Origin of the sequence: Vreelandella lionensis (assembly GCF_002087295.1) — a bacterium.
In the GTDB taxonomy this organism is placed as follows: Bacteria; Pseudomonadota; Gammaproteobacteria; order Pseudomonadales; family Halomonadaceae; genus Vreelandella; species Vreelandella lionensis.
Genome location: NZ_MWVI01000094.1, coordinates 13,136 through 40,039 on the forward strand (window position 1 = coordinate 13,136; position 26,904 = coordinate 40,039).

A 26,904-nucleotide genomic window follows, 5' to 3' on the forward strand; every position below is an offset into this window, starting at 1 on the left:
TTACGCAGTTGCAGGGGCGGTAGCGCTTGCCCACTGAGTAGCGGCGTCGCACCTGGGGCAATCGCCACGATTGAGCCCTAGAGTGGGCAGAGTGTCCGGGGCGAGCTGAGTTTGCCAAGGGGGTGTGATGAATTCAGTGAATGAGCCGCTGCCCTCTCCTGAAGGCAGCGTAAAGGGGTCAATGCCTAATAGCGTTAGCGGTTGGTCTTCATGGCTGAGCCTCGCTTCCAACAGCGGCGAAACCGGAAGCCCCGCTCGCCGCAGCGCGATGTAGTCGTCCATGCTGAGTGGCGCGTTGTCTAGGCGGTCTAGCTGCTCGGTGTCGGCGCTGAACAGCTCGTTGGCTCGGGCGTAGCTCTCTTTCGCCGTGGCATTAATGGCTTGCACGCTGCTCCACAGGGCGCTGGCAACCCATAGCCCCACCAGCAGCATCGCCAGCTGCCCAGGGTGGCGCTTGTAGTGGCTAAAGAGCGTGATGAGGACGCGCTTCATCATCAGCGTGCGTCCTGTAGCTGGCCGTGATGCAGCCTAAAAGCGCGGTCCAACGGCGCGGCTACTCGCGCACTGTGGGTGACCATTAACAGCGCACACTGGGTCTCTTTCACCAGCGATAGCAGCAAGTTTAGTACGCTATCGGCGGTGTGCTCATCTAGGTTGCCGGTGGGTTCATCGGCCAGCAGCAGCGCAGGGCGAACGGCCAGGGCGCGACCAATCGCAAGACGCTGTTGCTGGCCCCCAGAGAGCTGTTCGGGGTAGGTCGTTTCTCGGCCGGCTAACCCCAGCCGCTCCAGCAAATAGGCGCTCCACGCTGGGTCTTCTCGGCCTGCAAGCCGTGCTTGTAGGCGCAGGTTATCGGCCACGTTCAAGCTGGGCACTAAATGAAACTGCTGAAATACCAGGCCGAGCTGTTGGCGACGCAGCTTTGCACGTTCGGTTTCATTCAGCGCGGAGAGCGTGTGGCCATTGATGACCACGCTGCCCTGGTCAGGAGTATCCAGCCCGGCGGCTAAGTGAAGCAGAGTAGATTTGCCGCTACCTGATTCGCCCATCAGCGCCAGGCTTTCGCCTTGTTTAAGCGTGAGGTTCACGTGATGGAGCACATGCAGTTCGCCCTGAGGGGTACTGAAGGTTTTACTAAGCTGATGCAGGGCAAGCATGCGCGTCTCCTGGGTGACTAATCGTCGTCACTATAGCAAAGCGCTCACCAAAAAGGCGGTAACTTATACGTATCTTTTGCAGTTTGTGTTTGCTGGATAGCTCTGGGTGAGGGCGGCTTGTGGTGCCATGTTGGTCTAGTCTCAAATCGAACAATCGAACAATCGAACAGTGCTCATCACGAAGTGCAAACCAAGGAGAAAACATGGATAGAATCTACGCGTGGGATCACAAGCACGAGCGAGTGGTGTATCGCATTCCTGGGCATACCCACAAAAATGGCCGAGAAGATAGCGACCTATCCCCGGTGTGGCTGCCTGCCCAGCCGGAAGACCTGCCCGAGGGAGTAGGCATTGATGACCTGCGCAAGGTGGATGTCGAAGAGTAGCGGGAATTGAGGCGCAACGAGAAAGCCATTCGGCGCGGCCACTGCGTTTTGTTAAAAGTTTGCTAAGCTAGCCAGCGGTTTTCTTAGCGGGTACGCAATGGTATGAGTTCGCTTCACTCCCTCTTTCGCCCCACACGCTGGCTGCCCGGCGGGCATTTGCAGACGCTGTTTAGCCCACTGTTTCGCTCTAAGCCTGAGCTTGCTCGGCAGCGCGAGCGTATCACGCTGGAAGATGGCGATTTTATTGATCTGGATTGGTACGGCCCGCAAGGCGAGCAGACGCGCTGCGCTATTCTGCTCCATGGTTTAACGGGTAGTTCGTCATCGCTGTATATCTTGGGCCAACAACGGGCGCTGGCAGCGCGGGGCTGGCAGAGTGTGGCGGTGAATTGGCGGGGGTGTTCCGGTGAGCCTAACCACCGTGCCCGAGGCTATCACTCCGGTGCCAGTGAAGATCTTGCCGATATTGTTAAGCAGCTAATGGCGCGTTATCCCTCTAAGCCGTTAGTGGCCGTGGGCTACTCCCTTGGCGGTAACGTCCTTTTAAAATATTTGGGCGAGACGGGCAGCCAGTGCCCGCTGCGTGCTGCCGTGGCGGTTTCGGTGCCTTTTCGTTTGGATCACTGTGCGGATAGAATCAGCCAGGGGTTTTCCAAGGTGTATCAAGCGCGCTTTCTGCGTGCTTTACGTCATTACGTGGAATCTAAGCAGCACGCTTTCCGTCAGCAGGGTCGCACTGATGAGCTGGCGCGGCTCATGTCTCTTGAAACGTTAGAAGGCATGAAGACGTTTTGGGATTTTGATGGTCGCGTCACGGCCCCCTTGCATGGTTTCGCAAGCGCCGATGAGTATTATCAGCGCAGTAGCAGCGCCTATTTTGTCTCGGCCATTCAAGTGCCTACGCTGATCGTGCACGCGGAAGACGATCCGTTTATCTACCCGCATAGCGTTCCCAAGGCAGCAGCCTTACCTGACTGTGTTGCCTTGGAGCTCTTTCCCAGCGGTGGGCACGTAGGGTTTATAGAAGGCAGCCCCTGGCGGCCGCGTTACTATCTTGAACACCGGTTGCCAACCTGGCTAGACGCCCAGGTGCCTCATGCAGCGCCTACATATAACGCGCAGGCAATAGCATTATAATTAATCACCCTTATTGAGGTTTTCAAATGTCTGGGTTTTATGAACGTTTGAAGGAAGTCGCATCGCCACGTATTGGGCTTGGCTGTATGAACCTTTCTCACGGCTACGGGCAGTATGTGCCGGAAGAGGAGGGTATCAGAGCGCTGAACGACGCGTTTGAGATGGGCTATCGCCATTTCGATACGGCTACGCTGTACGGCGGTACTGCGAACGAACGCCTGTTAGGAAAAGCGCTAGCGTCTAAACGTCGTGAGCTGCTGCTGGCCAGTAAGTGCGGCATGGCCATGGACCCAGAGAGTGGCAAGCGGGTGATTGATGGGCGGCCTGAAACGCTGCGCCGCCAGTGTGAAGAGAGCCTGGCTCGCCTAGACACCGATCATTTGGATCTCTACTATCTTCACCGCATGGATCGCCAAGTGCCCATTGAAGAGAGCGTGGGCGCGCTTGGACGATTGGTCGAGGAGGGTAAGCTGCGTGCAGTGGGTTTATCAGAAATCTCTGCCGACACATTGCGTAAGGCGCACGCTGAGTACCCGGTGGCAGCCGTTCAGTCTGAGTACTCGCTGTGGACGCGTAATCCTGAGATAGCCCTTAGCCAAGCGTGTAAAGAGCTGGGTACCGCGCTGGTGGCCTTTAGCCCGCTAGGTCGCGGGTTCCTATCTGGCGCTATTCACGCCCATACCACCTATGTGGAAGGCGATATGCGCGCCGGGATGCCGCGCTTTAATGGCGATAATCTGACCCATAACCTGACGCTGCTGGCGCATTTTAATGCGATGGCGAACGATTTAGAGATGACGCCTGCCCAGCTGGCGCTTGCTTGGGTAAAGGCGCAGGGCGACCATGTCATTCCCATTCCTGGGTCGCGCTCCGTTAGCCATATGCAGGAAAACCTCTACGCCGAGCAGGTGGTATTAAGCGATGAGGATTTGGTACAACTCAATAAAATGATGCTGCCTGGAGAAATCGCCGGTGCTCGTTATAACGAAGCGCAGCAGGCAGATATCGATACAGAAGAGTTTGTATAAATAGGCAGCGAGTTTATTTTCGGTGGCCCGTTGCTTTCTTTTTGCGCTGGGCTACTATTCGATTCATTCAGGCGAGCTTTTCGCCTTATTCAGGGTTATTACCATGTTAAAAGGTTTAATCATCTGCTTTGTGGTGCTTTTTGCGCAGTTAGCGGTGCTTAAGGTGATTGATGCACGGCTATATAATGCTCAGGATGTTCGCCAAGTGGTATCCACGGTGACCACGCCGCACAAAGAAGACGAAGAAGACGACAGCGAAGCGCCGAGGGTGTAGTTTAGACTCTAGTCAATCAGCGTTAAAAAATGGGTAGCCTTGGCTACCCATTTTTTATGCGCGTTATAGCATCTCTTCAAGCCACTGGTTGAATGTGGCCCAAGACTGCTCATCGGCTCGTTGATGGTAGCGGTCGCTGCCAAATACGCTAAACGCATGCGGTGCGCCAGAGTAGATGCCGATTTCATAGGTGACACCAGCTTCTTCCAGCTCGCCTGCCAGCGTTGCGACGTCCTCCAGGCTAACTGATTCATCGGCTCCGCCATGGGCAATGAAAATGGGCGGTGTATCTTGGGGGTAAGCTTGGCCCTCAGGTGTATCTAGCCCACCATGAAAGCTGGTGTACGCGGCTATGTCACTTGCCTCGCCAGAACGAGCCATCTCAAGCGCCACAGCGCCGCCAAAGCAGTACCCCATTATTACCGTGTTTGGGTTAGCGCCTGCTTCTCTGGCTTGCGTTAAACCTGCCAAGGTAAGCTCTCGCATCCGTTCGCGATCTTCGTAAAGCGCTCGGGTAGCGGCCTGCTTATCTTCCGTTGATTGTGGGCGATTGTTAGCGCCAAACAGATCCACGGCAAATGCGTCATAGCCCTGTTCCGCGAGCATATCGGCCCGTTGACGTTCGTAGTCATCGACGCCGTCCCAGTCATGTACGATGAGCACGCTGCCTTTAGCGTCTTCTCCAGCGGAGACAAAATAACCTTCAAAACTCTCGCCATTCACGTCGTAAGTGATGTCTTTGCCGCTAGGGGTATAGCCATAGACCGTTGTGGAAAGTAATAAGGTGGAAAAGGTAAGGGCAGAAAGTGTAGAAATACCCATTACTGAGAGGGGAGTGGGGATTTTAAAGCGCATTGTAGTGTCTAAGTCGATGTGGGAGTTAAAGCATAGTCAACCATGCCGAGAGGAGATGCGTAAAAGCGTACGGTTAGCGTGGAAGACAAAGACTTGCGTCTGGAACTAGGTAACGGCATGCTTGTCCGTTGATAGTATGACTACTAGGGAGCATAGATACATGGCTTTTAACGATTCGAATATGGCGAAAACGCAAACCCATAGCGCGGTGAGCGGTGCCAGTGCTAACAAGGTTTTGCGCAATACCTACGCACTGTTGGCAATGACGCTGCTGTTCTCTGCAGTTACAGCGGGTGCCTCAGTGGCGATGGGCATCCAGCAGATGAATATCTTTGTATTCTTCATCGGTGCTTATGGCCTGATGTTTCTGGTTCACAAAACAGCTAACTCCGCAGTTGGACTGCTGTCGACCTTTGCGTTTACTGGCTTTATGGGCTTTACCCTGGGCCCAATTATTTCTGCGTACCTAACGTTGCCTAATGGCAGTGCGCTGATTATGAATGCGCTGGCTATGACCGGCCTGACGTTTATTGGCCTCTCTGCAGTAGCGTTGACCACGAAGAAAGATTTCAGCTTCCTCAGCAATTTCCTGATGGCGGGTGCCATCGTGCTGATTCTGGCGATGGTCGCTGGCATCTTCTTTAGCATTCCGGCGCTGTCGCTGATGGTTTCTGCAGGCTTCGTGCTGTTTGCTTCTGCCGCGATTCTCTATCAAACCAGTGAAATCGTACACCGCGCTGGCGAGACCAACTACATTCTCGCGACCGTGACGCTGTATGTTTCTATCTACAATCTGTTCGTCAGCCTGCTGTCTATTCTGGGCATCATGAGCAACGATTGATGGATAGCAAGAACGCGATCACTTGATCGAAGTGATATCAATGACAGACCCTACTCAGTAGGGTCTGTTTTTTTTCGTTGAATTGGCACGAGACGCTGCAATGGAGTACGGCTTATTAGTCATGGGTGCACCCCTACACAAGTGCGGCACCTCATTCGGCACTGCGCTTTGCTAAAGCGGTGATCAGCCGAGGCCATCAAGTGGCGGGCGTATTCTTTTTTCAAGAAGGGATTCATAACGCTTCCAGCTTAATGACACCTCCCCAGGATGAGCTCAACATGCGCGACGCTTGGATAGCGCTGCATCATGAGCATGGCGTGACGCTGGACGTGTGCATTGCGGCGGCGCTGCGCCGTGGCGTAATGAGTGAAGCTGAGGCGAAACGCCATGGGCAAGCGCACTTTAATCTGGATGCGCCATTTGAGTTAACCGGGTTAGGGCAACTGCTGACGCTTCAGCAGCGCTGTGACCGTTTAATCACATTTGCCTAGAGAGAGCGCCCAATGAGTCATGAACACGAACGGCTAGTGATTATTCGCCATGCCCCCTATAGCTCCAATGCCTTGAGAGAAGGGCTAGATGTAGCGCTGGTCGCTGCGGCCTTTGGCCAAACGGTAAGTCTATTGTTTCTTGGCCAGGGAGTGCTGGCGCTTCTCAAAGAGCAGGCAGCCGGTGCGCCAGGACAAAAGGCAACGCTACCGACCATTGATATGCTGGAGATGTATGATATCGACCAGCTGCTAGTGCCTCAAAGCGCGCTGGATGCGTTGAACTTGCAAGCAGCCCAACTAGTGGATGGGGCGACGGTGGTGGCCGACGATACCTTACCCGAATTGGTACAGCGTCACTCCTATGTCATGAATTTTTAAACGGGCAGCGACATGTTACATATTCTGAACAAGCCCCCGCACAGCGAAGCGGCCGCGCAGATGCTCTCTACCGTTGCGGAGGGCGATGGTATTTTACTGATTGAAGATGCCGTGCAGGCGTTACTGCATGCTGATTGGCAAGGTTGGGATGCGGCGGCTGATGTGAGCGTGTGTGTGCTAAAAGAGGATGCGGCTTCTCGCGGCTTAAGCGGAGCTGCGCTCAATAGCCAAGCAATCCTGGTGGATATGGAAGGCTTTGTCGAACTGACTGAGCAGCATACTAAGATTCTGTCATGGTACTAAATCAATGAGTGATGAAAGTTTATACCGTTATCTTGATGCTGATGAACAAATCAAGCTCGACCCCGAAGGCTATTTAGTAGAGCAGGGGGATTGGGACGAGGGTGTTGCTGATTTGTTAGCTAAGGATGAAGAGCTAACACTTACAGAGGAGCACTGGGAGCTCATTCGCGTGGTGCGGGATTTTTATGCCCGCTATGAAATGGCACCAGCGATGCGACCGCTAGTCAAAGCCACCAAGCAAGCATTAGGCGAGGAAAAAGGGCGCTCGGTCTATTTAATGAGCCTATTCCCCGGCAGCCCGCCGAAACGTTTAGCTCGTATTGCTGGGTTGCCCAAGCCGACGAACTGCTTGTAGTAAGCAACCTTAGCGCTAAACCAAATCCCCTCGGGTTCACACCGATAGCACGACAGCATCGTCTTGGCTGGTAGAGACTAGGGCGTGGCCCATGTCACTATCAAAGTAGATGCTGTCGCCTTCGGCCAGTACTAGCGGCGCATAGAATTCTGTATAGAGCATGATGTCGCCGTGCAGCACCATCAAAAACTCTTCGCCATCGTGGCGCACCCACTGGTGATACTCTTCAAAACTACGCGCCCGCACGATGGTTTTAAACGGAATCATGCGTTTTTGCGCAAGCTGATGGCCCAGCAGCTCATGCTCGTAGGTGGGAGTAGGGTGCAGCTGCCCTTTTCCTTTCCGAGTGAGATCGCGCCTACCCATGGTGTAGCGTTCGCGTTTGGGTGGCGTAAAGAGCTGGGGCAGGTCGATATTGAGACCACTAATCAGTTTCTGCACCACGCTAAACGTCGGCGACACCTGATCGTTCTCGATTTTGGAGAGCGTGGAGCGAGCAATGCCGGTGCGCTGGCTCACATCTTCCAGCGTCCACTGATTGGCAAGGCGAATCTGCTTGAGGCGCTCGCCCAGGCGTAACGGCTCGACAAAGGGTTTGCGCCCTGACGCGATGCGCAGCGCTGCGTGCTCTTCAGAAGTGGCGGTCATAACGGTCACCTAGAATGGAGGCCAACATGGTGGCTGCATAGTACCACAGCTCCCTAACCGCGGGGGCGGCTAGGGAGTATTGGTGAAGGGCAGGCCCAAGAGCGCTTTCAGGTGTGCTTCGGCACCGCTGGCCAATGACGTGGGATTGTAGCCACCCTCCAACACAGACACGACTCGGTTATCGGCGTAGAGCGCCGCAATTTCCATAGCCAGGTGTGTTACCCAGTAGAAGTCTTCATCCTCAAGGCAAATATCGCCCATAGGGTCATCTTTATGGGCATCAAAACCTGCCGATAGCATCACCAGGTCGGGTTTGAACGCATGCAGCGCTGGCAACCATTGGCGCTCAATAATACGGCGATACTCCTGGCTAGCGGTACCTACTTCCAACGGGGTATTAATCACGTTCTGCCATTCGCTGCGCAGGTAACGCCACGGGTAGAAGGGGTATTGAAAGCTAGTGCAAATCAGTACTTCGGGGTCATTTTTAAAAATATCGATAGTGCCGTTACATTGATGCACATCAAAATCGAGAATGGCGATCCGCTTAGCGCCGTATTTTGCTTTGGCATGGGCAGCTCCCACGGCAATGTTGTTGTAAAAGCAGAAGCCCATCGCATCTGCAGCTTCTGCATGGTGCCCGGGTGGACGAACGGCGCAAAATACGTTATCTGCCTGGCGTTTAAACACCTGATCAACACCACGAACGACTGCACCTGCGGCCACTCGTGCGGCTTTTAGGCTATCTGGGTTCATCATGGTGTCGCTGTCCAGCGTGACAATCCCTTCTTTAGGAAGGCACTTTTCCAGCGCATTTAGGTGGCGCAGGGGATGTACCCTTGCCAAAGCCTCATCGCAGGCTTCTTTCGCATCGGCTTGCATGGTTTGCTGCAATAGCCCAGAGAGTGATAGGCGCGCACGAATTGCCTCCAGCCGCAGTGGGCTTTCAGGGTGTTCTGGCCCCATGTGGTGCAATGCGCAGTCGGGGTGGGTAAGGTAGGCAGTGATCATGCAAGCGCTCCGATAACAATAAAGCTACCTTAATCGCCACGGGGGCTTGCGCGACAGTGTCAATAAGTCGTACACAGTAGTCATTCACTCCAGGGGAGGCGCATTCGTGAGCACACGTTTTTTGCATCATTTTTTCGAACCTCGTTCGGCTGCCGTGTTCGGTGCCTCTGAAAAGCCTGAGTCCTTGGGTGGTTTGGTACTAGGCAATCTTCAAGAGGGCGGTTTTAGGGGCAAACTCTGGGCCGTGAACCTCAAGGGGTACGAAACGGTGCTTGGCGTTGACTGTGTGCGTACGGTTGATGAGCTGCCGGAAGTGCCAGACCTTGCAGTAGTGTGTTCGCCTATTGAAGGCGTCCCCAAACTGATTAAAAAGCTCGGAAAGTTTGGCGTAAAAGCCGCTTTGGTGCTCTCTGGTGGAGCCTACCTTGACCGTGATGAGGACAATAAAGGCTCTATTCGCCAACGCATGCTGCAAGCTGCCCGGGAGTCAGGCATTCGTGTGCTTGGTCCGGAGTGTATGGGGCTGATTGTGCCCGGCAAAAAGCTCAATGCCTCCTACGCCAGCCAGCCGGTTAAAGCCGGCAGGGTCGCCTACCTAGGCCAGTCAGGGATGCTGGCCAACGCGATGATCGACTGGGCAGCGGGTCGCGATGTCGGCTTCTCCCATTTGATTACCGTAGGGGACAGCGTTGATGTCCTGCTGCCTGATTTGATCGACTATGTGAACCAGTTTTCCCCTGCTCAGGCCATCTTATTGCATCTGGAGCGGGTAACGGATGCCCAGCACTTTATGACCTCCGTACGGGATGCTTCCCGTAACCGTTTGGTGGTGGCGATCAAAAGTGGCCGCACGCCGCAGTCGGATATTTCCGGCATGCCCCCTACACCGGGCATCGCCAATCGCGACGTGGTGTTCGATGCTGCCTTCGCCCGTGCAGGCGTGGTTCGGGTAAACGATTCGGATGAAATGCTCGATGCGCTGGAAACGCTATCACGCATGAAGCCACTGCGCGGCGACCGTTTGGCGATTGTTTCCAACGCGCTTGGGCCTGCCATGCTGGCCATCGATAAGCTGATTAGCGCGGGTGGCAAGCTCGCTGAGTTCAGCCCAGACACCCAGGCGGCGCTGCATAAAAGCCAAGTGGATATGAGTAAGCCGGGTGAAAACCCTGTGGACTTAGGCGGTAACGCGACGCCAGAGCGCTTTGTGGAGGCGCTGCAAATCGTCACCGCTGACCCTAATGTGGATGCCGTGCTGGTAGTGCACGCCCCCACGAGGTTAGCGCCTTCCCAGGTCACCGCTCAGGCGCTGATCGATCACCGTAAAACCTTTAAGCGTAATTTACTCACTAGCTGGATGGGCTTGAAAGAAGCGCTAAATGCTCGCCATGTCTGCAACCTGGCAGGGATTCCCACCTATACCTCGCCTGAAAAGGCAGTAAAGGCGTTTATGCACATGGTGGATTACCAGCGTGTGCAGGCGCTGCTGCATGAAATCCCCCCCAGCCTGCCGTTTTCCACTAGCCCAGATATTCGCGCCGAGTGCCGGGCACTGATCAAGCAGGCAAAAGAGCAGGGCAGGCAGACACTGACCCACTCTGAAACCGCGCAAGTGTTGGAGGCTTACGGCATTCCTACCGCCACCAGCGCCTATGTGCACTCCCCAGAAGAGGCTTTGGTGGTCGCCGAGCGCTTTCCGGGGCCCAAGGCGCTGAAAGTGGTTCATGAGGGTAACTGCCCGCCTTATCGCTATCGCAAGCACCCGCATAAAATTTCCGCTGGGCTACTGCAGGATTTAGAAACCCCGGAGCAAGTCGCCGACGGCGTAAGGCGGTTGGGCGATAAGGTGCAGGAGAAATTTCCCGAGCACGCCATTCGAGAGTACTGCTTACAACCTATGCAGCGCGGTAAGCACTCTATGCAAATTTGTGCAGGCATCACGCGGGACCCCGTGTTTGGGCCGCTGATCGTCTTCGGTATTGGCGGTTACAAGGGTAACGTACTTGCCGACCGCCAAGTGGCGCTGCCGCCGCTCAATATGAGCCTCGCCTCAGATGTAGTGGGCCGCACTCATGCGGCGTCATTGATTCGTGAGCACTCTGCCGACCCCGAGCGAGATATTCAGCACCTTTGCCAACTGCTGGTTAAGCTGTCACAAATGGCCTCCGACCTGACGGACCTGCGTGGTTTGGAGCTCAACCCGTTACTGTTAAACCGCGATGGCATGCTGGCGGTCGATTTTGCGATGGATTTGGGGCACCCCGCACGCTTTGCGATCATGCCTTACCCGGAAGAGCTCAGGGAGTGGGTCACACTCAATAACGGCTGGCAGGTGGAGGTGCGGCCTATTCGCGCCGAGGATGCTCCGCTGATCACGACGTTTCATCGCCAGCTGTCAGAGGAGAGTATTCGGTTTCGCTACTTCCATAACAAGTCGAACCTTACCCAGCGGGACCTCTCCATCCTGTCGCATATCAACTATGACCGGCAAATGGCCTTTATTGCCGAGCATCAGCACGATGATTGGCAGTAAGGAGATGCTGGGAGTGGTGAGGGTTTGGAACGACCCTGACAATATACGCACCGAGTTCTCTATTATCATTCGGGATGATCTTCAGGGGCTGGGTATTGGCAGCCTGCTGATGAAGAAGATGATCGACTACTGCACCAGCATCGGCACGCTCGAAATGATCGGCAAGATCATGGTGGATAACCACCCGATGCGGGCACTGATGAAGCACCTTGGCTTCCGCTGTCGGTACAACATGGAAGAGCAGGTGATTGATGCAGTGTTACGGCTAAACGAACCCGACAGCGAGTGGCAACGGCACCGCTTGGAGAGCCAGCCGGATTAAGCCTAAGCCACGCTCAAACAAATGGCCTGCTGGTAAATATCGGCAGGCCATTTGTTGAATGACATGTCGCGCTAGATGATTAGGGCGCTAAACGGAACCGGCTCCACTCACCGCCATCACGGCGCTCATAGCGCAAACGGTCGTGCAAACGGCTGGGTTGCCCTTGCCAAAACTCGATCATTTCAGGATTTACGCGGTAGCCGCCCCAGTGGATCGGACGCGGAATATCCTGGCCTTCGTAAGCCTGTTCAAAGCGCTTTTGACGCTCCTCAATCCAGTTGCGGTCCGGAATGACCACGCTTTGGGTCGCGATCCAAGCTCCTAACTGGCTGCCGCGCGGGCGGCTGGCAAAATACTCATCCGACTCTTCTGCAGACACTTGCTCCACCGGGCCTTCGATGCGTACTTGGCGTGATAAGGAGGGCCACCAGAACGTCAAAGCAGCATAAGGCACGTTGTTTAACTCGCTGCCCTTATGGCTATGGTAGTTGGTGAAAAACACCATGCCCTGCTCATCGAATCCCTTAAGCAGCACAACGCGTGCATGAGGACGTCCCTGGCTGTCCACCGTGGCGAGTGTCATGGCATTACCATCCTTGCCTTCGCTTTCCAGCGCTAAGCTGAACCACTCATCAAACATGACAAACGGGTTATCTGGGGTTTGCGCTTCTTCTAAACGCCCACCCTCATAGTCACGCCTGACGTCGGCAATATTTCGTGTCATCGGTGAAGCTCCCTTGCGGTGATAAGTTGCATTATTGTCATGTTCGCTGGTCTACCGATAAAGCTCAAGTGTTGTTCGGTTTGTGGTTGCAAACGATAAGAGCAGTAGCAAAGCGTTAGCAGGCGCGCTGAATCGTTCTATGAGAAAACAGCAATAAATGAGAAACTCTACCAGTATGACGTTAGAGGATAGCTTGATGCAGAGTCGCACGACACGCATAGCCGTATGGGATAAGTTAATTCGTTTGTTTCACTGGTCCCTGTTGGCGGCGGTGGTGATTTCGTTTTACACCACCAAAACCACGGGGCAACCGTTTTTATTTCCTATCGAAGTGCATGCTCAGTCAGGCTACATCATTATTGGCCTGTTGGTATTTCGTTTTATTTGGGGGTTGGTAGGCTCGCCCTACGCTCGGTTTAGCACTTTTTTATACGGCCCGAAGAAGACGGCCGGGTACGCCAAAGCGCTGATGACACGGCGTGCACCGCACTATGCAAGCCATAACCCGGTAGGCGGGTGGATGGTGGTGCTACTACTAGTGTCACTGGGTTTTCAAGCGCTCAGCGGACTATTTCTGAGCGACGATATTTTCTTTCAGGCGCCGCTTTATGGGCTTTTGGGCCCTGCAGTAGGTGATGTGCTAGCCCGGCTGCATTCGTTGAATAGCGACCTGTTGCTGATATTGATTGGTTTACATCTGGTGGGTTTGGTTTGGCATACACTGCAGGGCGAGCGCTTAGTGCCCGCTATGCTGACGGGTGTGAAGCGTTTTTCAAACGTGCCAGCCGATGAAAAGCCTGCCGCTTACCGTGCACAAAAGCGCTATGCGATTGGCGCGTTGCTGGTAGCAGCAGGCGTGAGTGGCTGGCTCTGGTTTTATTAGCAGTGGCTAGCCGTTAAGGCGCTGCTGGCGGCTGCGAAAGCGCGCATAGCCCATGCAGCCCGTAAACAGCGCCAGCGATACTAAAGCTTCCAGCACGCCGCGCATGCCTTGCCCCGGCAGCGTGGCTAACATAACGCCTTGGGTAAAGTAGAGTAGGCTAACGAACGCAAGCCAGGCGTGCCCACGAGCCCGCTGGCCAATAATAGACGGCAAGAACAGCACCAGTGGAAGCACAAACGCCACGACTGGCCGCCAGTTAAACGTATCGCCCTGTACAAAGAAGCCACGATAAATCACTAGCACCAGTAGCAGCACAAAGCTGATGATTACTAACTGTCGTGCTTGTCGGGTTAATTTATCGAGCCCGTGTTTCTCCTCAAGCCCCTCTAACCACTGCCTCATGGTGTTTCCTCCAGGCGCATCTTGTGCATTGCCAGCGCTAGTTTCGCGAGCCGTTTACCTTGTGCCTTGCACAGAGCCCGTTCGCGCTCGTCTACCGGGCGATCACTGCGCGCCCCTGCTACATGGCTAGCCCCGCAAGGCGTGCCGCCGTGCTGAGTGTTCAGCAGCTCGGTTTCACTGTAGGGAATACCCGCATACACCATGCCGTGATGGAGTAGCGGTACCAGCATCGTCAATAGCGTGCTTTCCTGGCCGCCATGCAAGCTGGACGTGGAGGTGAAGGCGCTGGCGGGTTTATCAATTAACGCACCGTTCATCCAGAGGCTACTGGTGGTGTCGAGAAAATACTTTAACGGTGCTGCCATATTGCCAAACCGCGTCGGACTACCTAACGCTAGCGCGCTGCAGTGGCGCAAGTCATCCAGGTCTGCATAACAGCACCTTCCTCAGGGATCTCTGGATCCACCGCTTCACAGGTTGGCGACACTGCTGGCACGGTGCGCAAGCGCGCCTCAATACCAGGAATGCTTTCAACGCCCGCAGCTAGTTGGCGTGCCATGTCTGCAGTGGCTCCTGAACGGGAGTAATACAGAATTAATACGTACGGCGTGGCTTCACTCATGGCGTGTCCTAAACAGTAGGGGTGGCGACCGTCGGTGGGACTCTACGGCCACAAAAACTAGTCGTATGTTACCAGAGCTATCCGGTGGGCAGGAGGGTGGATGTCGAGCTCACTTACCATGGGGAGTCGTACGTATACCCAGGCAGTACTACCATCCGCGAGTGTCTGTTCAACGCGTTCATAGCGAATGCCCAGCCGCTCGTAGCGGTCCAACCGCTGCAAGGCCTCGGGCGAAACGGTCAGCAGTAGGCCATCGACATAACTGTCTGCGTTGCGGGAAAGATCCAGCCCTTGGCGTTCAAATCCGTCTAGGCGGGCAGGCTTAGGCGAGCCTGAGGTGCCCATCACCACCCATCGAATGGGCAAGTAACGTAGCGTGCCATAAACAAAGACCTGGTGCGTGCGCTGTTCGATGTCCGGCAGCTCTTCCGGGCGTTCGTAGAACCAAGGACTTAGCATGGCCAGCCATAGCCAGACGGCCACTCCCAGTACGCAGAATAGCGAAACCACCACTAAACGCTTTAACCAAATCATGCCAATATCCTACGCAAAGTATGACGTTTTAGAGTGAAGAACTGTCGATCACAAGACAAGTCTTAAGCAGTGTCGGTGATTTTGCTACGATAAGCATCGTCGCTTAGGCATTAGACTAAGCATCGGACCCTATCGGAGGAGCCTGTTATGAGCCAGTCACTTCGTGATGAGATGGATTTCCGCGCACTCGTTGGCGATGTGAAGCCACTTCCCCCGTAACCGTGCAGACACAGGCCCCCAACGTCAGCGGCCCTCAGAAGCCCAGCTGGCCAGACGTGAAAGCGCTGCAGAGCGCTTAGATGAGCGTAATTTTTTATCCGACGACTTTGTTGATCTGCTGCCCCCGTTTGATCCTATTGAGTTTCGCCGGGAGGGAATTCAACAAGGGGTCGTCGATAAATTAAAGCACGGTGGCTACAGTGTGCAGGCACAGCTGCACATGCTACGGCGCCCGCTGGCAGAGTGCCGGCGAATGCTGTTTCCCTTCATCCAAGAGGCCTATGCGCACGACCTGCGCTCGGTATTAATCGTTCACGGCCGTGGGCGGGAGCTGGATAGCCCGGCCAACGTACTGCGCTCTTATATTGCCAAGTGGCTCACTCAGTTTGATGAGGTGCAAGCCTATGTATCCGCTCAGCCCTCGGAAGGGGGATTAGGCGCAACCTGGGTGATGCTGCGTAAAAGTGATCGCGCCAAAGCCAATAATCGCGAGCGCCAGCAGAAACGGCGTGGTTAAACGCAAAAACGCCGACAAGGGCTGGCCCCTGTCGGCGTTTGTAGTGCAGTAGAGCGGTTTAATGGCTAGCCGTTAAACGCTTTTCAAATAGCGCTTGGCGCTCTTCAACGTCGGTTTGGTAACGTACGCTAAAGGCGTTCAGAGCGCGAAGGGCATCTTCTGGATGCTGGTCATCACGCAGTGCCATGGTGGAGAAACCACAGCGGCGCATGTAATCCAACTGATCCACCAGAACATCGCCAACCGCACGGATTTCGCCTGTATAGCCATAACGCTCGCGCAGCAGGCGAGCGATGGTGTAGCCGCGACCATCGGTGAATGCAGGAAAGTCTACGGCAATGGCAGAAGCGCCTTTCAACGTGCTGCCAAGCTCGGTAGTGAGTTCAGTGTCACTCGTGAGCAGAGGGGCGAGTTCGTTGTCGTCCTGGTTCGCCTGCCATAGCGCCAGTGGAACAAACGCAGGGCGCTGCTCGGGTAGCGCCTCAGCATCGTATGAGACACACCAGGCGTTTTCAGCGGCCAGCTCACCGTTCTCAATTAAATGATCTACATGAACCGGAGTTTGTTCAACCACTTCGGTTTGGGTGTCATTGCTGGGCATAAACACGCTCCTTAAAGGGTTTTAGGCCAATGCGGCGATAAGTGTCCAGGAAACGCTCATCTTCGTGACGCTCGGCCACGTAGACTTCCAGCACTTTCTCAACCACGCCCGGCACGTCTTCACGGAAGAAAGAGGGGCCCAAGATTTTACCCAGTGAGGCATCATCGGTGGAGTTACCGCCAATCGAGATTTGGTAGTACTCTTCGCCTTTCTTATCGACCCCCAAAATACCAATGTGGCCGACATGGTGGTGACCACAGGCGTTCATGCAACCTGAAATGTTCAGGTCCAGCGGGCCAAGGTCGTAGAGGAAGTCTAAGTCTTCAAACCGCTCTTGAAGCGCCTGGGCAATTGGAATAGAGACCGCATTGGCAAGGCCGCAGTAGTCGCCACCGGGGCAGCAGATAATGTCGTTCAGCGTGCCAACAGTGGGGTTGGCCATGCCGAGCGCGTCCAGCTCTTTCCACAGCGCTTCTAGCTCGTCAACCGGCACATCTGATAGCACCAAGTTCTGCTCGTGAGTAACACGCACTTCACCAAAGCTATAGCGGTCAGCCAAATCAGCAACGGCTTCCATCTGGTCGGCGGTGACATCCCCCGGTGCGTGCTCGCGGCGCTTCAGCGACAGCGTGACGGCTTTGTAGCCCGGCACTTTGTGGTCGGTCACGTTATTGGTCACAAAGCGCGCAAAGCTGCGGTTTTCACTGCGTAGCTTGTCGAAATCTTCCGTGGCGCTCGCTGCTACCGGGCGACGGTCGGGTTCAGGGAAGTGCACCTTGGCTGCCTCGACCGCTGCTTGGTTAAGGGTCTGCGGGCCATCTTTCAGGTGGGCCCACTCTTCATCAACCCGGCGGCGGAATTCTTCAATGCCTAGCGCTTTCACCAATATCTTAATGCGCGCCTTGAACTTGTTGTCCCGGCGGCCGAACTGGTTGTAAACCCGTACGCAGGCTTCAAGATACGTCAGCAGGTGCTGCCAGGGCAGGTCTTCGCGCACCACATCGCCAATCATGGGCGTGCGGCCCAGACCACCACCGGCCAGCACTTTAATGCGCAGCTCGCCGTCATCGTTGCGCCACAGGCGCAGGCCAATATCGTGCACTTGAATAGCCGCGCGATCTTGGGCAGCACCGCTCACGGCAATTTTGAATTTGCGTGGCAGATAGGCGAATTCCGGATGCAGGGTAGACCACTGACGAATAAGCTCGCACCAGGGGCGTGGGTCTTCCACTTCATCGTTGGCAATACCAGCAAACTGGTCGCTGGTGGTGTTACGAATGCAGTTGCCGCTGGTTTGAATAGCGTGCATCTGTACTTTGGCCAGCTCACCTAAGATATCCGGCACGTCTTCCAGCGCAGGCCAGTTGAGCTGCAGGTTTTGGCGCGTCGTAAAGTGGCCGTAGCCGCGGTCGTAGCGGCGGGTGATATCGGCCAGTGCACGCAGTTGAGCGCCTGCTAGCATCCCGTATGGGATGGCAATGCGCAGCATCGGTGCGTGCTTTTGAATATACAGGCCGTTTTGCAGCCGTAGCGGGCGAAACTCTTCTTCTCCCAAACGTCCGGCTTGGTAGCGTTCCATCTGATCGCGGAACTGAGCTACGCGCTCGTCAACCAGCGTTTGGTCGTGAATATCATAACGGTACATGGGGCACGATCCTGCTAAAAGCGAAATGGTCACGTCGAGACGGACGGTAATGTGCCGTCACCTTAACGCGGGCGTCATATTCTACAAAAGAATATATAATTATCTTTTTATCGTTAAATGCTATTTAGAAGCGTCTATTTTAAAGCCGTGGGCTAGCCAGCGGCGTCGCTGCCATACCCACAAAAAGCTGCTGGAGTTGAGCAGCCGGTAAAAGAGCTGCGTCAACCATACACCTACAAGGCCGTAGCCAAGCCAAATACCCACCCACCAGGCCAGCGGCAAAAACAGTAGCCACTGCATGCCCAGCGTCAGCAGCATGACGGTACGCTGCGCACCTGCGCCCATCAATGCCTGCGCCAGCACCAGCGCGGCAGCATCAAGCACAATCATCAAGCCGGTGATTTGCAGGGGCAGTCTCCCCAACTGCACCAGCGACTCATCGGTAAAGAAGATGCTTAAAATGGGCTCGGGCATAACGAGCATGGGTAACGCTAAAACAGTCAGCAGCATACCGGCAACACTTAAGGCGTCAATGCCCCAGCGGTGGGCGGCCTGCTGATCGTCACGGCCTAGGGCCTCGCCTACAAGGCTCATGGCGGCCACGCCAACGCCGACTCCCGGCAAAATCAGTAAGAGAGATAAATTTACCAGCACATGGCCCACAGCTACGCTGGATGTACCCAACTGGCCCAGCAGCCAAAACAGCACCACGTAGCCTGCGGCAAACCATAGCTGCTGTAGCGAGTGAGGAAGCGCGAGCTTCAGAGTAACCTTCACGCCATGCCATGAAGGCAAGAGGCGAGTAAGCGGGGGGCTTTGCCGCCACGTAATGACAGCCCAGATGAATAACCCGAGCAGAAGCGACAGAGTGGTGCCGATAGCGGCGCCGTTCACGCCTAATGCTGGTAACCCCCCAATACCGTAAATCAGCGCCGCGCTGAGGGCGACGTTCACAACATGCACGAACACGATAATACGCAGATAAAGGTGCGTTTGTTGCAATCCATTCCAGTAGCCGCGCAGGCAAAGAGTCAGTGCAATCACCGTGAGCGCTACAACGCGCCAGCGGAAGTACTCAAGGGCGATCTGAGTAACTGCATCCGAAGGTGCCATCAGTTGAATGAGGGCAGGCGTTTGCCACCAAGCAAGGCAAGAGAGCGGCAGACCAATGGCTAAGCCAATCATTAAGCCAGCGCGAAGCGGCTGGGCAGTGCAGGCCTTTTCAGCACCTGAAGCATGGGCGGTTTGCGACTGCACGCTGGAGGAGAGCCCGAAAACCAGTGCCGTCATCATAAACATGGCATAGCCGCCGATACCGACCCCCGCCAGTGCTTCCTGGCCTAAGTGACCGACCAGAGCAGCATCAATAAGGTTGAGCACGCTCTGGGAGAGCATGCCCAACATAATGGGGAAGGCCAAGCGCATGACCTTTCCCTGACGACGAACCACCGGCGACATACGCTAGACTGGTTTAGCTAGGGTCGTAAGAGAGTACCGGCGACAGCCAGCGCTCCATCTCCTCCAGCGGCATCTGCTTACGCTCAGCCAGCGCTTCGACTTGGTCGCGAGTAATTTTGCCGGTAGAGAAGTACTTCGACTGCGGGTGAGCAAAGTACCAGCCCGATACAGCCGCTGCCGGCCACATAGCAAAATTTTCCGTCAGCGTAAGGCCGGTGTTGTCCGGCGCGTTCAAGAGACGGAAAAGCGTTGCCTTCTCGGTATGGTCGGGGCAGGCGGGGTAGCCCGGAGCCGGGCGAATGCCTTGGTACTTTTCTGCAATCAGTGCTTCGTTGTCCAGCGTTTCTTCGGGCACGTAGCCCCAGAACTCTTTCCGTACTCTCTCGTGCATACGTTCGGCAAAGGCTTCTGCCAAACGGTCGGTGAGCGCCTGCACCATGATGGCGTTATAGTCATCGCCCGCTGCCTCATAGGCCTTGGAGAGCTCGTCAACACCGTGGCCAGTAGTCACGGCGAAACCGCCAATCCAGTCCGGCTTGCCGCTCTCTTTAGGAGCGATGAAGTCGGCCAGACTGTAGCAGATGCCGTCGCGGCCTTTGGTGGTCTGCTGACGAATATGGTGTAAGCGCTCGACTACTTCGGTGCGGCTCTCATCGGCGTAAACTTCTATCACGTCGTCGTCCACGCTGTTTGCGGGCCATAAGCCAATCACGCCCCGCGCCTGTACGCGCTTTTCATCGATCAGCTTGCGCAGCATCACTTTGGCATCGTCAAACAGGTTTTGGGCGGCTTCACCCACCACGTCGTCATTGAGAATCTTGGGGTACTTCCCGGCGAGCTGCCAGCTCATGAAGAAAGGCGTCCAGTCGATACGCTCGACCAGCTCTTCCAGGTCGTAATCGTCAAAGGTCATCAGACCCAGCGTGTTCGGCTTGGCAGGGGTATGATTTGCCCAGTCGGTGCGGAAGCGGCGTTTACGCGCCTGGGTGTAATCCAGGCCAGCCGCTTTCGGGCGACGCTTGGCGTTACGCTCGCGTACTTTTTCGTACTCTTCGCGAATCTCGGCCACGTAAGCAGATTTCAAATTGGGGGCCAGCAACTTACCGGCCACGCCTACCGCACGGGAAGCATCCGTCACGTAAATAACGGGGTGCTCGTACTGCGGTTCGATTTTTACTGCCGTGTGCGCTTTTGAGGTGGTGGCACCGCCAAGCAGCAGCGGTAGGTTCATACCACGGCGCTGCATCTCTTTGGCCACATGGACCATTTCATCCAGCGAGGGCGTAATCAGGCCAGAGAGGCCGATGATATCGGCATTGTGGTCGATGGCGGCCTGTAAAATTTTCTCGGTGGGAACCATCACACCCAGGTCAATCACTTCGTAGTTATTACACTGCAGCACGACGCCCACGATATTTTTTCCGATGTCGTGTACGTCACCCTTAACCGTGGCCATGACGATTTTGCCTTTGGCTTGGGTGTCTTCGCTTTTTTCCGCTTCGATATAGGGGATCAGATAAGCGACCGCTTGCTTCATGACGCGAGCCGACTTGACCACTTGAGGCAGGAACATTTTGCCTGCACCAAATAGGTCGCCCACCACGTTCATGCCGTCCATGAGCGGGCCTTCTATCCCCTCAATCGGGCGAGCGGCCTGGGCACGAGCCTCTTCAGTATCTTCCTCGATAAAGGCAGTCACCCCTTTCACCAGCGCGTGTTCAATACGCTTGTTGACGGGCCAGCTGCGCCACTCCAAATCTTCTTTTTTGGCAGGGCCGCTGCCATCCCCTTTGTACTTGTCGGCGAGGTCCAACAGGCGTTCAGTACCATCAGCGCGACGATTCAGCACCACGTCTTCCACTGCATCGCGCAGCTCGGCAGGTAGGTCATCGTAAACCGCTAGCTGACCGGCGTTCACAATACCCATGCTGAGCCCGGCACGAATGGCGTGGTAGAGGAATACCGAATGGATCGCTTCGCGTACCGGATTGTTACCCCGGAACGAGAACGAAACGTTGGAGACACCGCCCGAGATCATCGCGTGGGGCAGGTGCTCACGAATCCACTGAGTGGCTTCGATAAAATCGACGGCGTAGTTATTGTGCTCTTCAATGCCCGTGGCGATGGCGAAGATATTTGGGTTGAAAATGATGTCTTCCGGCGGAAAACCAATCTCGTCCACGAGCAGCCGATAAGCGCGTTCGCAGATTTCGGTTTTGCGGGCAAACGTATCGGCTTGGCCCTCTTCGTCAAACGCCATGACGACAATCGCCGCCCCGAAGCGGCGGCATTTGGTTGCCTGCTCGCGGAAGGCGGCTTCGCCTTCTTTCAGAGAGATCGAGTTAACAACCGCTTTGCCTTGAACTCATGTCAGGCCTGCTTCAACGATGTCCCATTTCGAGGAGTCGATCATGATGGGCACGCGGGCAATGTCCGGCTCGCCCGCAATCAAGTTCAGGAAGCGCACCATGGCTTCCTTCGACTCCAACATGCCCTCGTCCATGTTGATGTCGATAATCTGGGCACCGCTTTCCACCTGCTCTAAAGCAACTTCCAGCGCCGTGGTGAAATCTTCTTCAACGATCAAGCGCTTAAAACGTGCCGACCCGGTCACGTTGGTACGTTCACCAACGTTAACAAACAGGGAGTCGGCTTCAATATTAAACGGCTCAAGACCCGACAGGCGGCACGCTTTGCTGCGCTCCGGTATTATGCGGGGCGCCATAGGGCGCACGGCATCGGCAATGGCACGGATATGTTCAGGCGTTGACCCGCAGCAGCCACCAATAATGTTGACTAAACCGCTCTGGGCAAACTCGCTGACGATGGCGGCCATCTCTTCAGGCGTTTGGTCGTACTCACCAAACTCATTGGGCAAGCCCGCATTGGGATGAGCAGACACAAACGTGTCGGCTTTGGTGGAGAGCTCTTCTAAATAGGGGCGGAGTTCTTCAGCACCCAACGCACAGTTCAAGCCCACGGAGAGCGGGTTGGCATGACGCACGGAGTTCCAGAAGGCTTCCGTGGTTTGCCCGGAAAGCGTGCGCCCGGAAGCATCGGTAATCGTGCCGGAGATCATCACCGGCAGGCGGCGGCCAAGATCCTCAAACAGCTCTTCAAGCGCATAGATAGCGGCTTTAGCGTTAAGCGTATCAAAGATCGTTTCGATCATGATCAGGTCAGCGCCGCCTTCGATCAGGGCACTGGCCGCTTCGTAGTAGTTTTCGCGAAGCGCATCAAACGTCACGTTACGTTTTGCGGGGTCGTTAACGTCTGGAGAGAGTGATGCCGTGCGTGACGTTGGGCCTAGCACCCCGGCCACGTAACGTGGGATATCGGTCTCGGCGGCAACCGCATCGCACACTTCGCGTGCCAAGCGTGCCGATTCACGGTTAAGCTCGGGCACCAAGTCTTCCATGCCGTAGTCGGCCTGGGATAAACGGGTGCTGGTTAAACGTGTTGGTTTCCAGGATGTCCGCGCCAGCTTCCAGGTAATCGCGGTGAATACGAGCGACGACATCCGGGCAGGTCAGCGCTAGTAGGTCATTATTACCTTTTAAATCCGACGGCCAATCGCGGAAGCGTTCACCGCGGAAATCATCCTCGCTGAGCTGGGCATTCTGCAGCATGGTGCCCATGCCGCCATCCAGAATCAGGATGCGTTGGGCAAGGCGTTGGGTGAGGGAAGCAGTCAAATCACTAGCAGCCATGGCAGGGGGAAATCTCCAGCGTCTCAGTCAGAAAGGATATTTTTATCGTCGTCGTCATTAGTTGAGCGGCGGCTATCATACCAAAGGGCGCCCCATAGGGCAGCAAGCGTGGGCGTGAAGTTATTGCAGCATCCTTATTAGCCGCACTCATAGGCGAGAGCAATAGCCGACTAAAACACTCGGGATTGTGTCGGCACGCGGTTTTGCTTACCATAGGCATAAATGACATGTGAAGTGGCACTGCCACTACCACGGGAGGATAACATCCCTTATGACCACGACTATCGAAGCGCCCGGCATTAACATTACCGACAGCGCACAAGACTACTTAGCGGAACTGCTGGAAAAGCAGAACGTTGAAGGCATCGCTGTACGCATCTTCATCACTCAGCCCGGCACGCCCTATGCAGAAACCTGCTTAGCCTATTGCCGTCCTGGGGAAGAAGAGCCTACCGACGTGAAGCTGGAACTTGAGAAGATTGGTGTATTTCTCGATAAAAACAGCCTAGCGTTTTTAGAAGAAGCGGTTGTCGACTTTAACGCTGACCGTATGGGCGGACAGCTGACGATTAAAGCACCCAACGCTAAAATGCCCAAGGTGAATGCCGACAGCCCGCTGGAAGACCGTATCAACTATACGCTCTACAGTGAAATCAATCCTGGACTAGCGGCTCACGGTGGCGAGATTAAGCTTGTCGAGCTGACAGAAGACCGCGTGGCGATTCTAGCGTTTGGCGGCGGTTGCCAAGGGTGTGCAGCGGTGGATCTCACGCTTAAAGATGGCGTAGAGAAAACGCTGATGGATCGCATCCCTGAATTGGCAGGCATTCGCGACGTGACTGACCATACTGATACAACGAACGCTTATTACCGCTAGAGCATCCTTCAGATACTTTGCTAGCGTCGCAAAAGCCCAGCAGGCCACTGCTGGGCTTTTTTTGTGTGCGCTTTGATATGCGAAAACAATAGGCGATAGAAGCCGCTGCTGGCAGTCAACGTTTATTCCATGTAACACTATTGTAAAGCTATTCTCTAAGCCGTTATGGCGAGAGAATTCCCAACAAAGTGCCATGGAGAGACGGCCTTTAAACCCTCATCTTTGTTTTCTAATATCCATAAACCTATCTTTTTCGGGTCTTTGGGCCTGCTACTTGCGGTGACGCTTCCGCTCATACTGTTTCCAGAGATGGGCCGCGTCTGGGTGATGGCAGCGCAAAGCTTCGTGACCACTAACTTTGGCGTGCTCTATCTCGCCATGGGCGTCGCTTCGCTGGGCTTTATGTTCTACATCGTGTTTAGCGATATAGGGCAAATCAAGCTGGGCGATGTAGACGCCGAGCCGGAGTTTTCGCTGCTCTCCTGGGGCGCAATGCTGTTCGCAGCAGGCATCGGCGGGGCGGTTGTGTTCTGGGGTATGGTCGAGTGGATGTACTACCTGCAGAACCCTCCCTTTCATGTCGAGCCTTTCTCTGAGGAGGCAACCGCATGGGCAGCGACTTACGGTATGTTCCACTGGGGCCCTATTGCTTGGTCGATCTACCTTGTTCCCGCACTGCCCATGGCTTACTTCCTTCATGTGCGTAAACATAAAGTGCTGCGCATCAGTGAAGCCATTCGCCCCGTGCTAGGTGAGAAACTGGCTAGAAGCTGGCTGGGCAACATCATTGATATTCTATTTATTTTTGGCATGCTGGGCGGCGGCGCAACGTCACTAGGTATTCTGGTACCGTTGATCAATGAAGGGCTGGGTGGTCTGTTCTCCTTCACCCCTAATGCCACCAGCCAAATTGCGGTACTGGTAGGTACCACGGCGATCTTTGCGGTAAGTGCATGGCGCGGTTTGAAGGGCGGCATCGAGATGCTGTCCGACATCAACATGTGGCTTGGTTTAGCCGTGCTGCTGTTTGTCTTGGTGATGGGGCCTACCGTATTTATTTTAGATACTGGCCTAAACTCCATCGGCTTAATGCTCAGCAACCTGGTTCAAATGGCGACGTGGACAGAGCCTTTCGGTGACCTGAATGGCTTCGAAGACACCGGTTTCCATCAATCCTGGACGATTTTTTATTGGGCTTGGTGGTTGGTATTTGCGCCAACCGTGGGCCTGTTTATTGCGCGCATTTCGAAAGGGCGCCGCATCAAAACCATGGTGGCCGGATCGATTTTCTTTGGCTCACTGGGCTGCGCGCTGTTTTTCATCATCCTGGGCAACTATGGCCTTTACCTACAGCTTTCAGGCACGCTGGACGTTATCCAGGTGATGAACGATCAGTCAGCTAATGCGGCCTTTTATGCGGTGCTGAGCCAACTGCCGCTCTCTTGGCTGGTGACGTTAGCAGTGGTGATTCTGCTGTCTATTTTCACTGCCACTACCTTTGATTCGATTGCCTACATTCTCTCTTCTGCCGCAGAGAAGAAGCTCGATAAAGAGCCAGCGCGGTGGCATCGCCTATTCTGGGCCTTTACGCTATCGCTCTTGCCCATGTCGCTACTCTTCTTAGGTGGGCTGCAGACGCTGCAAACTGCCAGTATCGTCAGCGGCGTACCACTGCTGTTGATTTCCGTGTTGCTGATGGTTTCTATGGTTAGGGCGGCGCACTACGATTTGCGCTTCCAGCCCGATTACGATGAGCCAGAAATCAATATCGAAGAGTTTCCGGAAAACGATCCATGGACCGAAAAGGGCACTTGGGAGTTACCCGATGAGCAGAGCGGTGAGCCCAGCAAGTCTTAATCGACTGGACAGCTACTCCTAATCTTTTAATGCCCTAACCACCATTGGCCATCCCGTTATCGGGATGGCTTTTTTGTCTCTGGTGTTTCGTCACTACTACTGGCGAGCGTGTTGGGCAGGTCTGCCAGCTGCGCTTGCAATGATGCCATACGCTGCCATAGCTGCTCTTGCCAGTGGTCGCTGTCTCGCGCTTGTTGTTGGTGTGTTTCTAACGTCTGGGTGGCTTTATCCAGACTCGTCTGTAGCTCGTTTCGCTGGGTTTGCAGTTCCGCGTTGTGACGCTCCAGTTCGGCCAGACGCTGCTGTTGGGTGTTGTTGTCCTGCTGATACTGATGAATCGCTTCGTTCTTGTTTTGAAGCTCGTTGCTGAGCGCTTCCGCTCGCTGTTCCCACTGCTGTAAACGCTTTTGCAGCAACTTCTCTTCTTGGGCGCGCTCCTGTCGTAGCGTATCCAGCAGTGCCATCAGCTTGCCTTCTGATGCCTCATTACGCTGCTCCTCCTGGGCTAAGCGCTGCTCCCAGGCTTTCTGCTGCGCTTCCTGTTGTTCGACAAAGCGGTCTTGGTTGGCTTTAAGGGTTTGCTTGGCTTGCTCAAGCTGCTCGCGGTATTGGCTGGCCTCGTGAGCTGCTTTTTCTGCCTGCTGCTGCCAGTGGCGCTCGTTGGTTTGGCTTTCTCCCAAGTCGCGGTGAAGCGCTTCTAAGCGCTGTTCGGTATGGCGTAAATGCTCTGCCAGGGCACTTTCGCGCTGCTCTGCATTGGCGGCCTGCTGAAGCGCTTCGGCAGCTTCTTGCTGCGCGCTCTCCACCTGACGATTGGCATCCTCCCGATAGTGTACCAGTGCCTGGTTGGCAACCTCTTGCGCTTCGCGCCATAGCTCGCTGGCCACAGTGACCACGACTTCAGGCACGCCTTTGGGGGGCGGTACGTCACGATTGTGTTCACGCTCGGTGCGCCATAGGCGGAAATGCTCACTAATGGTCGTAAAGCTGCCAGTGCCGAGCACTTCACGGATGCGCTGCACGCTGGGTGTGTCCCCGCGGGCCAGCAGTGTATCAATCGCTTGCTGAACGTCACTGTACTGAATTCCGCTGCGTGCCATGGTCGTTATCCTTTGCCAGTCAAAGAGCGCTATTGT

General features: G+C 55.1%; 23 protein-coding genes and 5 pseudogenes. 14 read left to right on the forward strand and 14 right to left on the reverse strand.

Annotation, left to right across the window (positions count from 1 at the left end; genetic code table 11):
• Positions 1-495: a hypothetical protein gene (locus tag B4967_RS19730; RefSeq protein ID WP_243470604.1), complete on the reverse strand. Its 495-nt coding sequence runs from the start codon at positions 493-495 to the stop codon at positions 1-3.
• A complete protein-coding gene (locus B4967_RS13935; RefSeq protein WP_083025834.1) occupies positions 495-1,157 on the reverse strand; it encodes an ABC transporter ATP-binding protein in 663 nt (220 codons plus the stop codon). The genes B4967_RS19730 and B4967_RS13935 overlap by 1 nt, the downstream gene beginning before the upstream one ends.
• 203 nt (positions 1,158-1,360) lie before the next feature.
• Here B4967_RS13935 and B4967_RS13940 point away from each other — a divergent pair, with 203 nt between their 5' ends.
• From B4967_RS13940 to B4967_RS18165, 4 genes are all read left to right on the forward strand, one after another.
• Positions 1,361-1,543 (forward strand): hypothetical protein, encoded by a 183-nt coding sequence (locus B4967_RS13940; RefSeq protein ID WP_083025836.1) that lies wholly within the window; start codon positions 1,361-1,363, stop codon positions 1,541-1,543.
• A 102-nt stretch (positions 1,544-1,645) separates the two neighbouring features.
• On the forward strand, positions 1,646-2,680 hold the full coding sequence (locus B4967_RS13945; protein ID WP_083025838.1) for a hydrolase: 1,035 nt from the start codon (positions 1,646-1,648) through the stop codon (positions 2,678-2,680).
• A gap of 26 nt (positions 2,681-2,706) precedes the next feature.
• Positions 2,707-3,708 carry an aldo/keto reductase gene (locus B4967_RS13950; protein ID WP_083025840.1) on the forward strand — a complete coding sequence of 334 codons (1,002 nt, stop codon included), beginning with the start codon at positions 2,707-2,709 and terminating at the stop codon, positions 3,706-3,708.
• Positions 3,709-3,811: 103 nt separating this feature from the next.
• The gene (locus B4967_RS18165) at positions 3,812-3,982 is read left to right on the forward strand and encodes a hypothetical protein (protein ID WP_192859216.1); all 171 of its coding nucleotides are present in this window, start codon (positions 3,812-3,814) and stop codon (positions 3,980-3,982) included.
• A 63-nt stretch (positions 3,983-4,045) separates the two neighbouring features.
• On the opposite strand, the gene B4967_RS13960 is transcribed toward B4967_RS18165, so the two are convergent.
• Complete coding sequence (locus tag B4967_RS13960; protein ID WP_083025843.1) at positions 4,046-4,837, reverse strand: dienelactone hydrolase family protein; 792 nt, start codon at positions 4,835-4,837, stop codon at positions 4,046-4,048.
• A gap of 160 nt (positions 4,838-4,997) precedes the next feature.
• Here B4967_RS13960 and B4967_RS13965 point away from each other — a divergent pair, with 160 nt between their 5' ends.
• The 5 genes and pseudogenes from B4967_RS13965 (at position 4,998) to B4967_RS13985 (ending at position 7,205) form a co-directional block, all read left to right on the forward strand.
• Positions 4,998-5,678 carry a Bax inhibitor-1/YccA family protein gene (locus B4967_RS13965; RefSeq protein ID WP_083025845.1) on the forward strand — a complete coding sequence of 227 codons (681 nt, stop codon included), beginning with the start codon at positions 4,998-5,000 and terminating at the stop codon, positions 5,676-5,678.
• A gap of 100 nt (positions 5,679-5,778) precedes the next feature.
• Positions 5,779-6,169, forward strand: a pseudogene (gene tusD / locus B4967_RS13970) (sulfurtransferase complex subunit TusD).
• 12 nt (positions 6,170-6,181) lie between these two features.
• Positions 6,182-6,547 (forward strand): sulfurtransferase complex subunit TusC, encoded by a 366-nt coding sequence (gene tusC, locus B4967_RS13975; RefSeq protein WP_062361175.1) that lies wholly within the window; start codon positions 6,182-6,184, stop codon positions 6,545-6,547.
• Positions 6,548-6,559: 12 nt separating this feature from the next.
• A complete protein-coding gene (gene tusB / locus B4967_RS13980) occupies positions 6,560-6,850 on the forward strand; it encodes a sulfurtransferase complex subunit TusB (RefSeq protein ID WP_062361177.1) in 291 nt (96 codons plus the stop codon).
• A gap of 4 nt (positions 6,851-6,854) precedes the next feature.
• Entirely contained in the window at positions 6,855-7,205 is a 351-nt protein-coding gene (locus B4967_RS13985) for a TusE/DsrC/DsvC family sulfur relay protein (protein ID WP_083025847.1), read from the forward strand.
• A gap of 36 nt (positions 7,206-7,241) precedes the next feature.
• On the opposite strand, the gene B4967_RS13990 is transcribed toward B4967_RS13985, so the two are convergent.
• Both B4967_RS13990 and B4967_RS13995 read right to left on the reverse strand, forming a co-directional pair.
• Entirely contained in the window at positions 7,242-7,853 is a 612-nt protein-coding gene (locus B4967_RS13990) for a helix-turn-helix domain-containing protein (RefSeq protein ID WP_083025849.1), read from the reverse strand.
• A gap of 69 nt (positions 7,854-7,922) precedes the next feature.
• Positions 7,923-8,864 (reverse strand): histone deacetylase family protein, encoded by a 942-nt coding sequence (locus B4967_RS13995; protein ID WP_083025850.1) that lies wholly within the window; start codon positions 8,862-8,864, stop codon positions 7,923-7,925.
• A 106-nt stretch (positions 8,865-8,970) separates the two neighbouring features.
• Between B4967_RS13995 and B4967_RS14000 the strand changes: the two are divergent.
• A pseudogene (locus tag B4967_RS14000) lies at positions 8,971-11,719 on the forward strand (bifunctional acetate--CoA ligase family protein/GNAT family N-acetyltransferase).
• A 79-nt stretch (positions 11,720-11,798) separates the two neighbouring features.
• Here B4967_RS14000 and pdxH read toward each other — a convergent pair.
• Positions 11,799-12,443: a pyridoxamine 5'-phosphate oxidase gene (gene pdxH, locus B4967_RS14005; protein ID WP_083025852.1), complete on the reverse strand. Its 645-nt coding sequence runs from the start codon at positions 12,441-12,443 to the stop codon at positions 11,799-11,801.
• A 196-nt stretch (positions 12,444-12,639) separates the two neighbouring features.
• Here pdxH and B4967_RS14010 point away from each other — a divergent pair, with 196 nt between their 5' ends.
• Positions 12,640-13,326: a cytochrome b/b6 domain-containing protein gene (locus tag B4967_RS14010; RefSeq protein ID WP_083025979.1), complete on the forward strand. Its 687-nt coding sequence runs from the start codon at positions 12,640-12,642 to the stop codon at positions 13,324-13,326.
• Between the two features lie 6 nt (positions 13,327-13,332).
• On the opposite strand, the gene B4967_RS14015 is transcribed toward B4967_RS14010, so the two are convergent.
• From B4967_RS14015 to B4967_RS14025, 3 genes and pseudogenes are all read right to left on the reverse strand, one after another.
• Complete coding sequence (locus B4967_RS14015) at positions 13,333-13,728, reverse strand: DUF2069 domain-containing protein (protein WP_083025854.1); 396 nt, start codon at positions 13,726-13,728, stop codon at positions 13,333-13,335.
• Positions 13,725-14,350: pseudogene (wrbA, locus tag B4967_RS14020) on the reverse strand (NAD(P)H:quinone oxidoreductase). Before wrbA ends, B4967_RS14015 begins: the two are co-directional and overlap by 4 nt.
• Before the next feature lie 57 nt (positions 14,351-14,407).
• Positions 14,408-14,884 (reverse strand): gamma-glutamylcyclotransferase family protein, encoded by a 477-nt coding sequence (locus B4967_RS14025; protein ID WP_083025856.1) that lies wholly within the window; start codon positions 14,882-14,884, stop codon positions 14,408-14,410.
• 147 nt (positions 14,885-15,031) lie between these two features.
• Between B4967_RS14025 and smrA the strand changes: the two are divergent.
• Positions 15,032-15,620: pseudogene (gene smrA, locus B4967_RS14030) on the forward strand (DNA endonuclease SmrA).
• A gap of 58 nt (positions 15,621-15,678) precedes the next feature.
• Here smrA and B4967_RS14035 read toward each other — a convergent pair.
• The 4 genes and pseudogenes from B4967_RS14035 to metH all read right to left on the reverse strand — a co-directional run bounded on the left by B4967_RS14035 (position 15,679) and on the right by metH (position 23,034).
• Positions 15,679-16,221 (reverse strand): DUF934 domain-containing protein, encoded by a 543-nt coding sequence (locus B4967_RS14035; RefSeq protein WP_083025857.1) that lies wholly within the window; start codon positions 16,219-16,221, stop codon positions 15,679-15,681.
• Entirely contained in the window at positions 16,208-17,866 is a 1,659-nt protein-coding gene (locus B4967_RS14040) for a nitrite/sulfite reductase (protein WP_083025859.1), read from the reverse strand. Before B4967_RS14040 ends, B4967_RS14035 begins: the two co-directional genes overlap by 14 nt.
• A 120-nt stretch (positions 17,867-17,986) precedes the next feature.
• Complete coding sequence (locus B4967_RS14045) at positions 17,987-19,324, reverse strand: MATE family efflux transporter (RefSeq protein WP_083025861.1); 1,338 nt, start codon at positions 19,322-19,324, stop codon at positions 17,987-17,989.
• A 13-nt stretch (positions 19,325-19,337) separates the two neighbouring features.
• Positions 19,338-23,034, reverse strand: a pseudogene (gene metH / locus B4967_RS14050) (methionine synthase).
• Positions 23,035-23,305: 271 nt separating this feature from the next.
• Here metH and nfuA point away from each other — a divergent pair.
• Both nfuA and B4967_RS14060 read left to right on the forward strand, forming a co-directional pair.
• Positions 23,306-23,911 carry a Fe-S biogenesis protein NfuA gene (gene nfuA / locus B4967_RS14055; RefSeq protein WP_054645091.1) on the forward strand — a complete coding sequence of 202 codons (606 nt, stop codon included), beginning with the start codon at positions 23,306-23,308 and terminating at the stop codon, positions 23,909-23,911.
• Between the two features lie 165 nt (positions 23,912-24,076).
• A complete protein-coding gene (locus B4967_RS14060) occupies positions 24,077-25,768 on the forward strand; it encodes a BCCT family transporter (protein ID WP_279384719.1) in 1,692 nt (563 codons plus the stop codon).
• Between the two features lie 56 nt (positions 25,769-25,824).
• Here the strand turns inward: B4967_RS14060 and B4967_RS14065 are convergent, their stop codons facing one another.
• Complete coding sequence (locus B4967_RS14065) at positions 25,825-26,868, reverse strand: DNA-binding protein (protein ID WP_083025862.1); 1,044 nt, start codon at positions 26,866-26,868, stop codon at positions 25,825-25,827.
• Between the last annotated feature and the right edge of the window lie 36 nt (positions 26,869-26,904).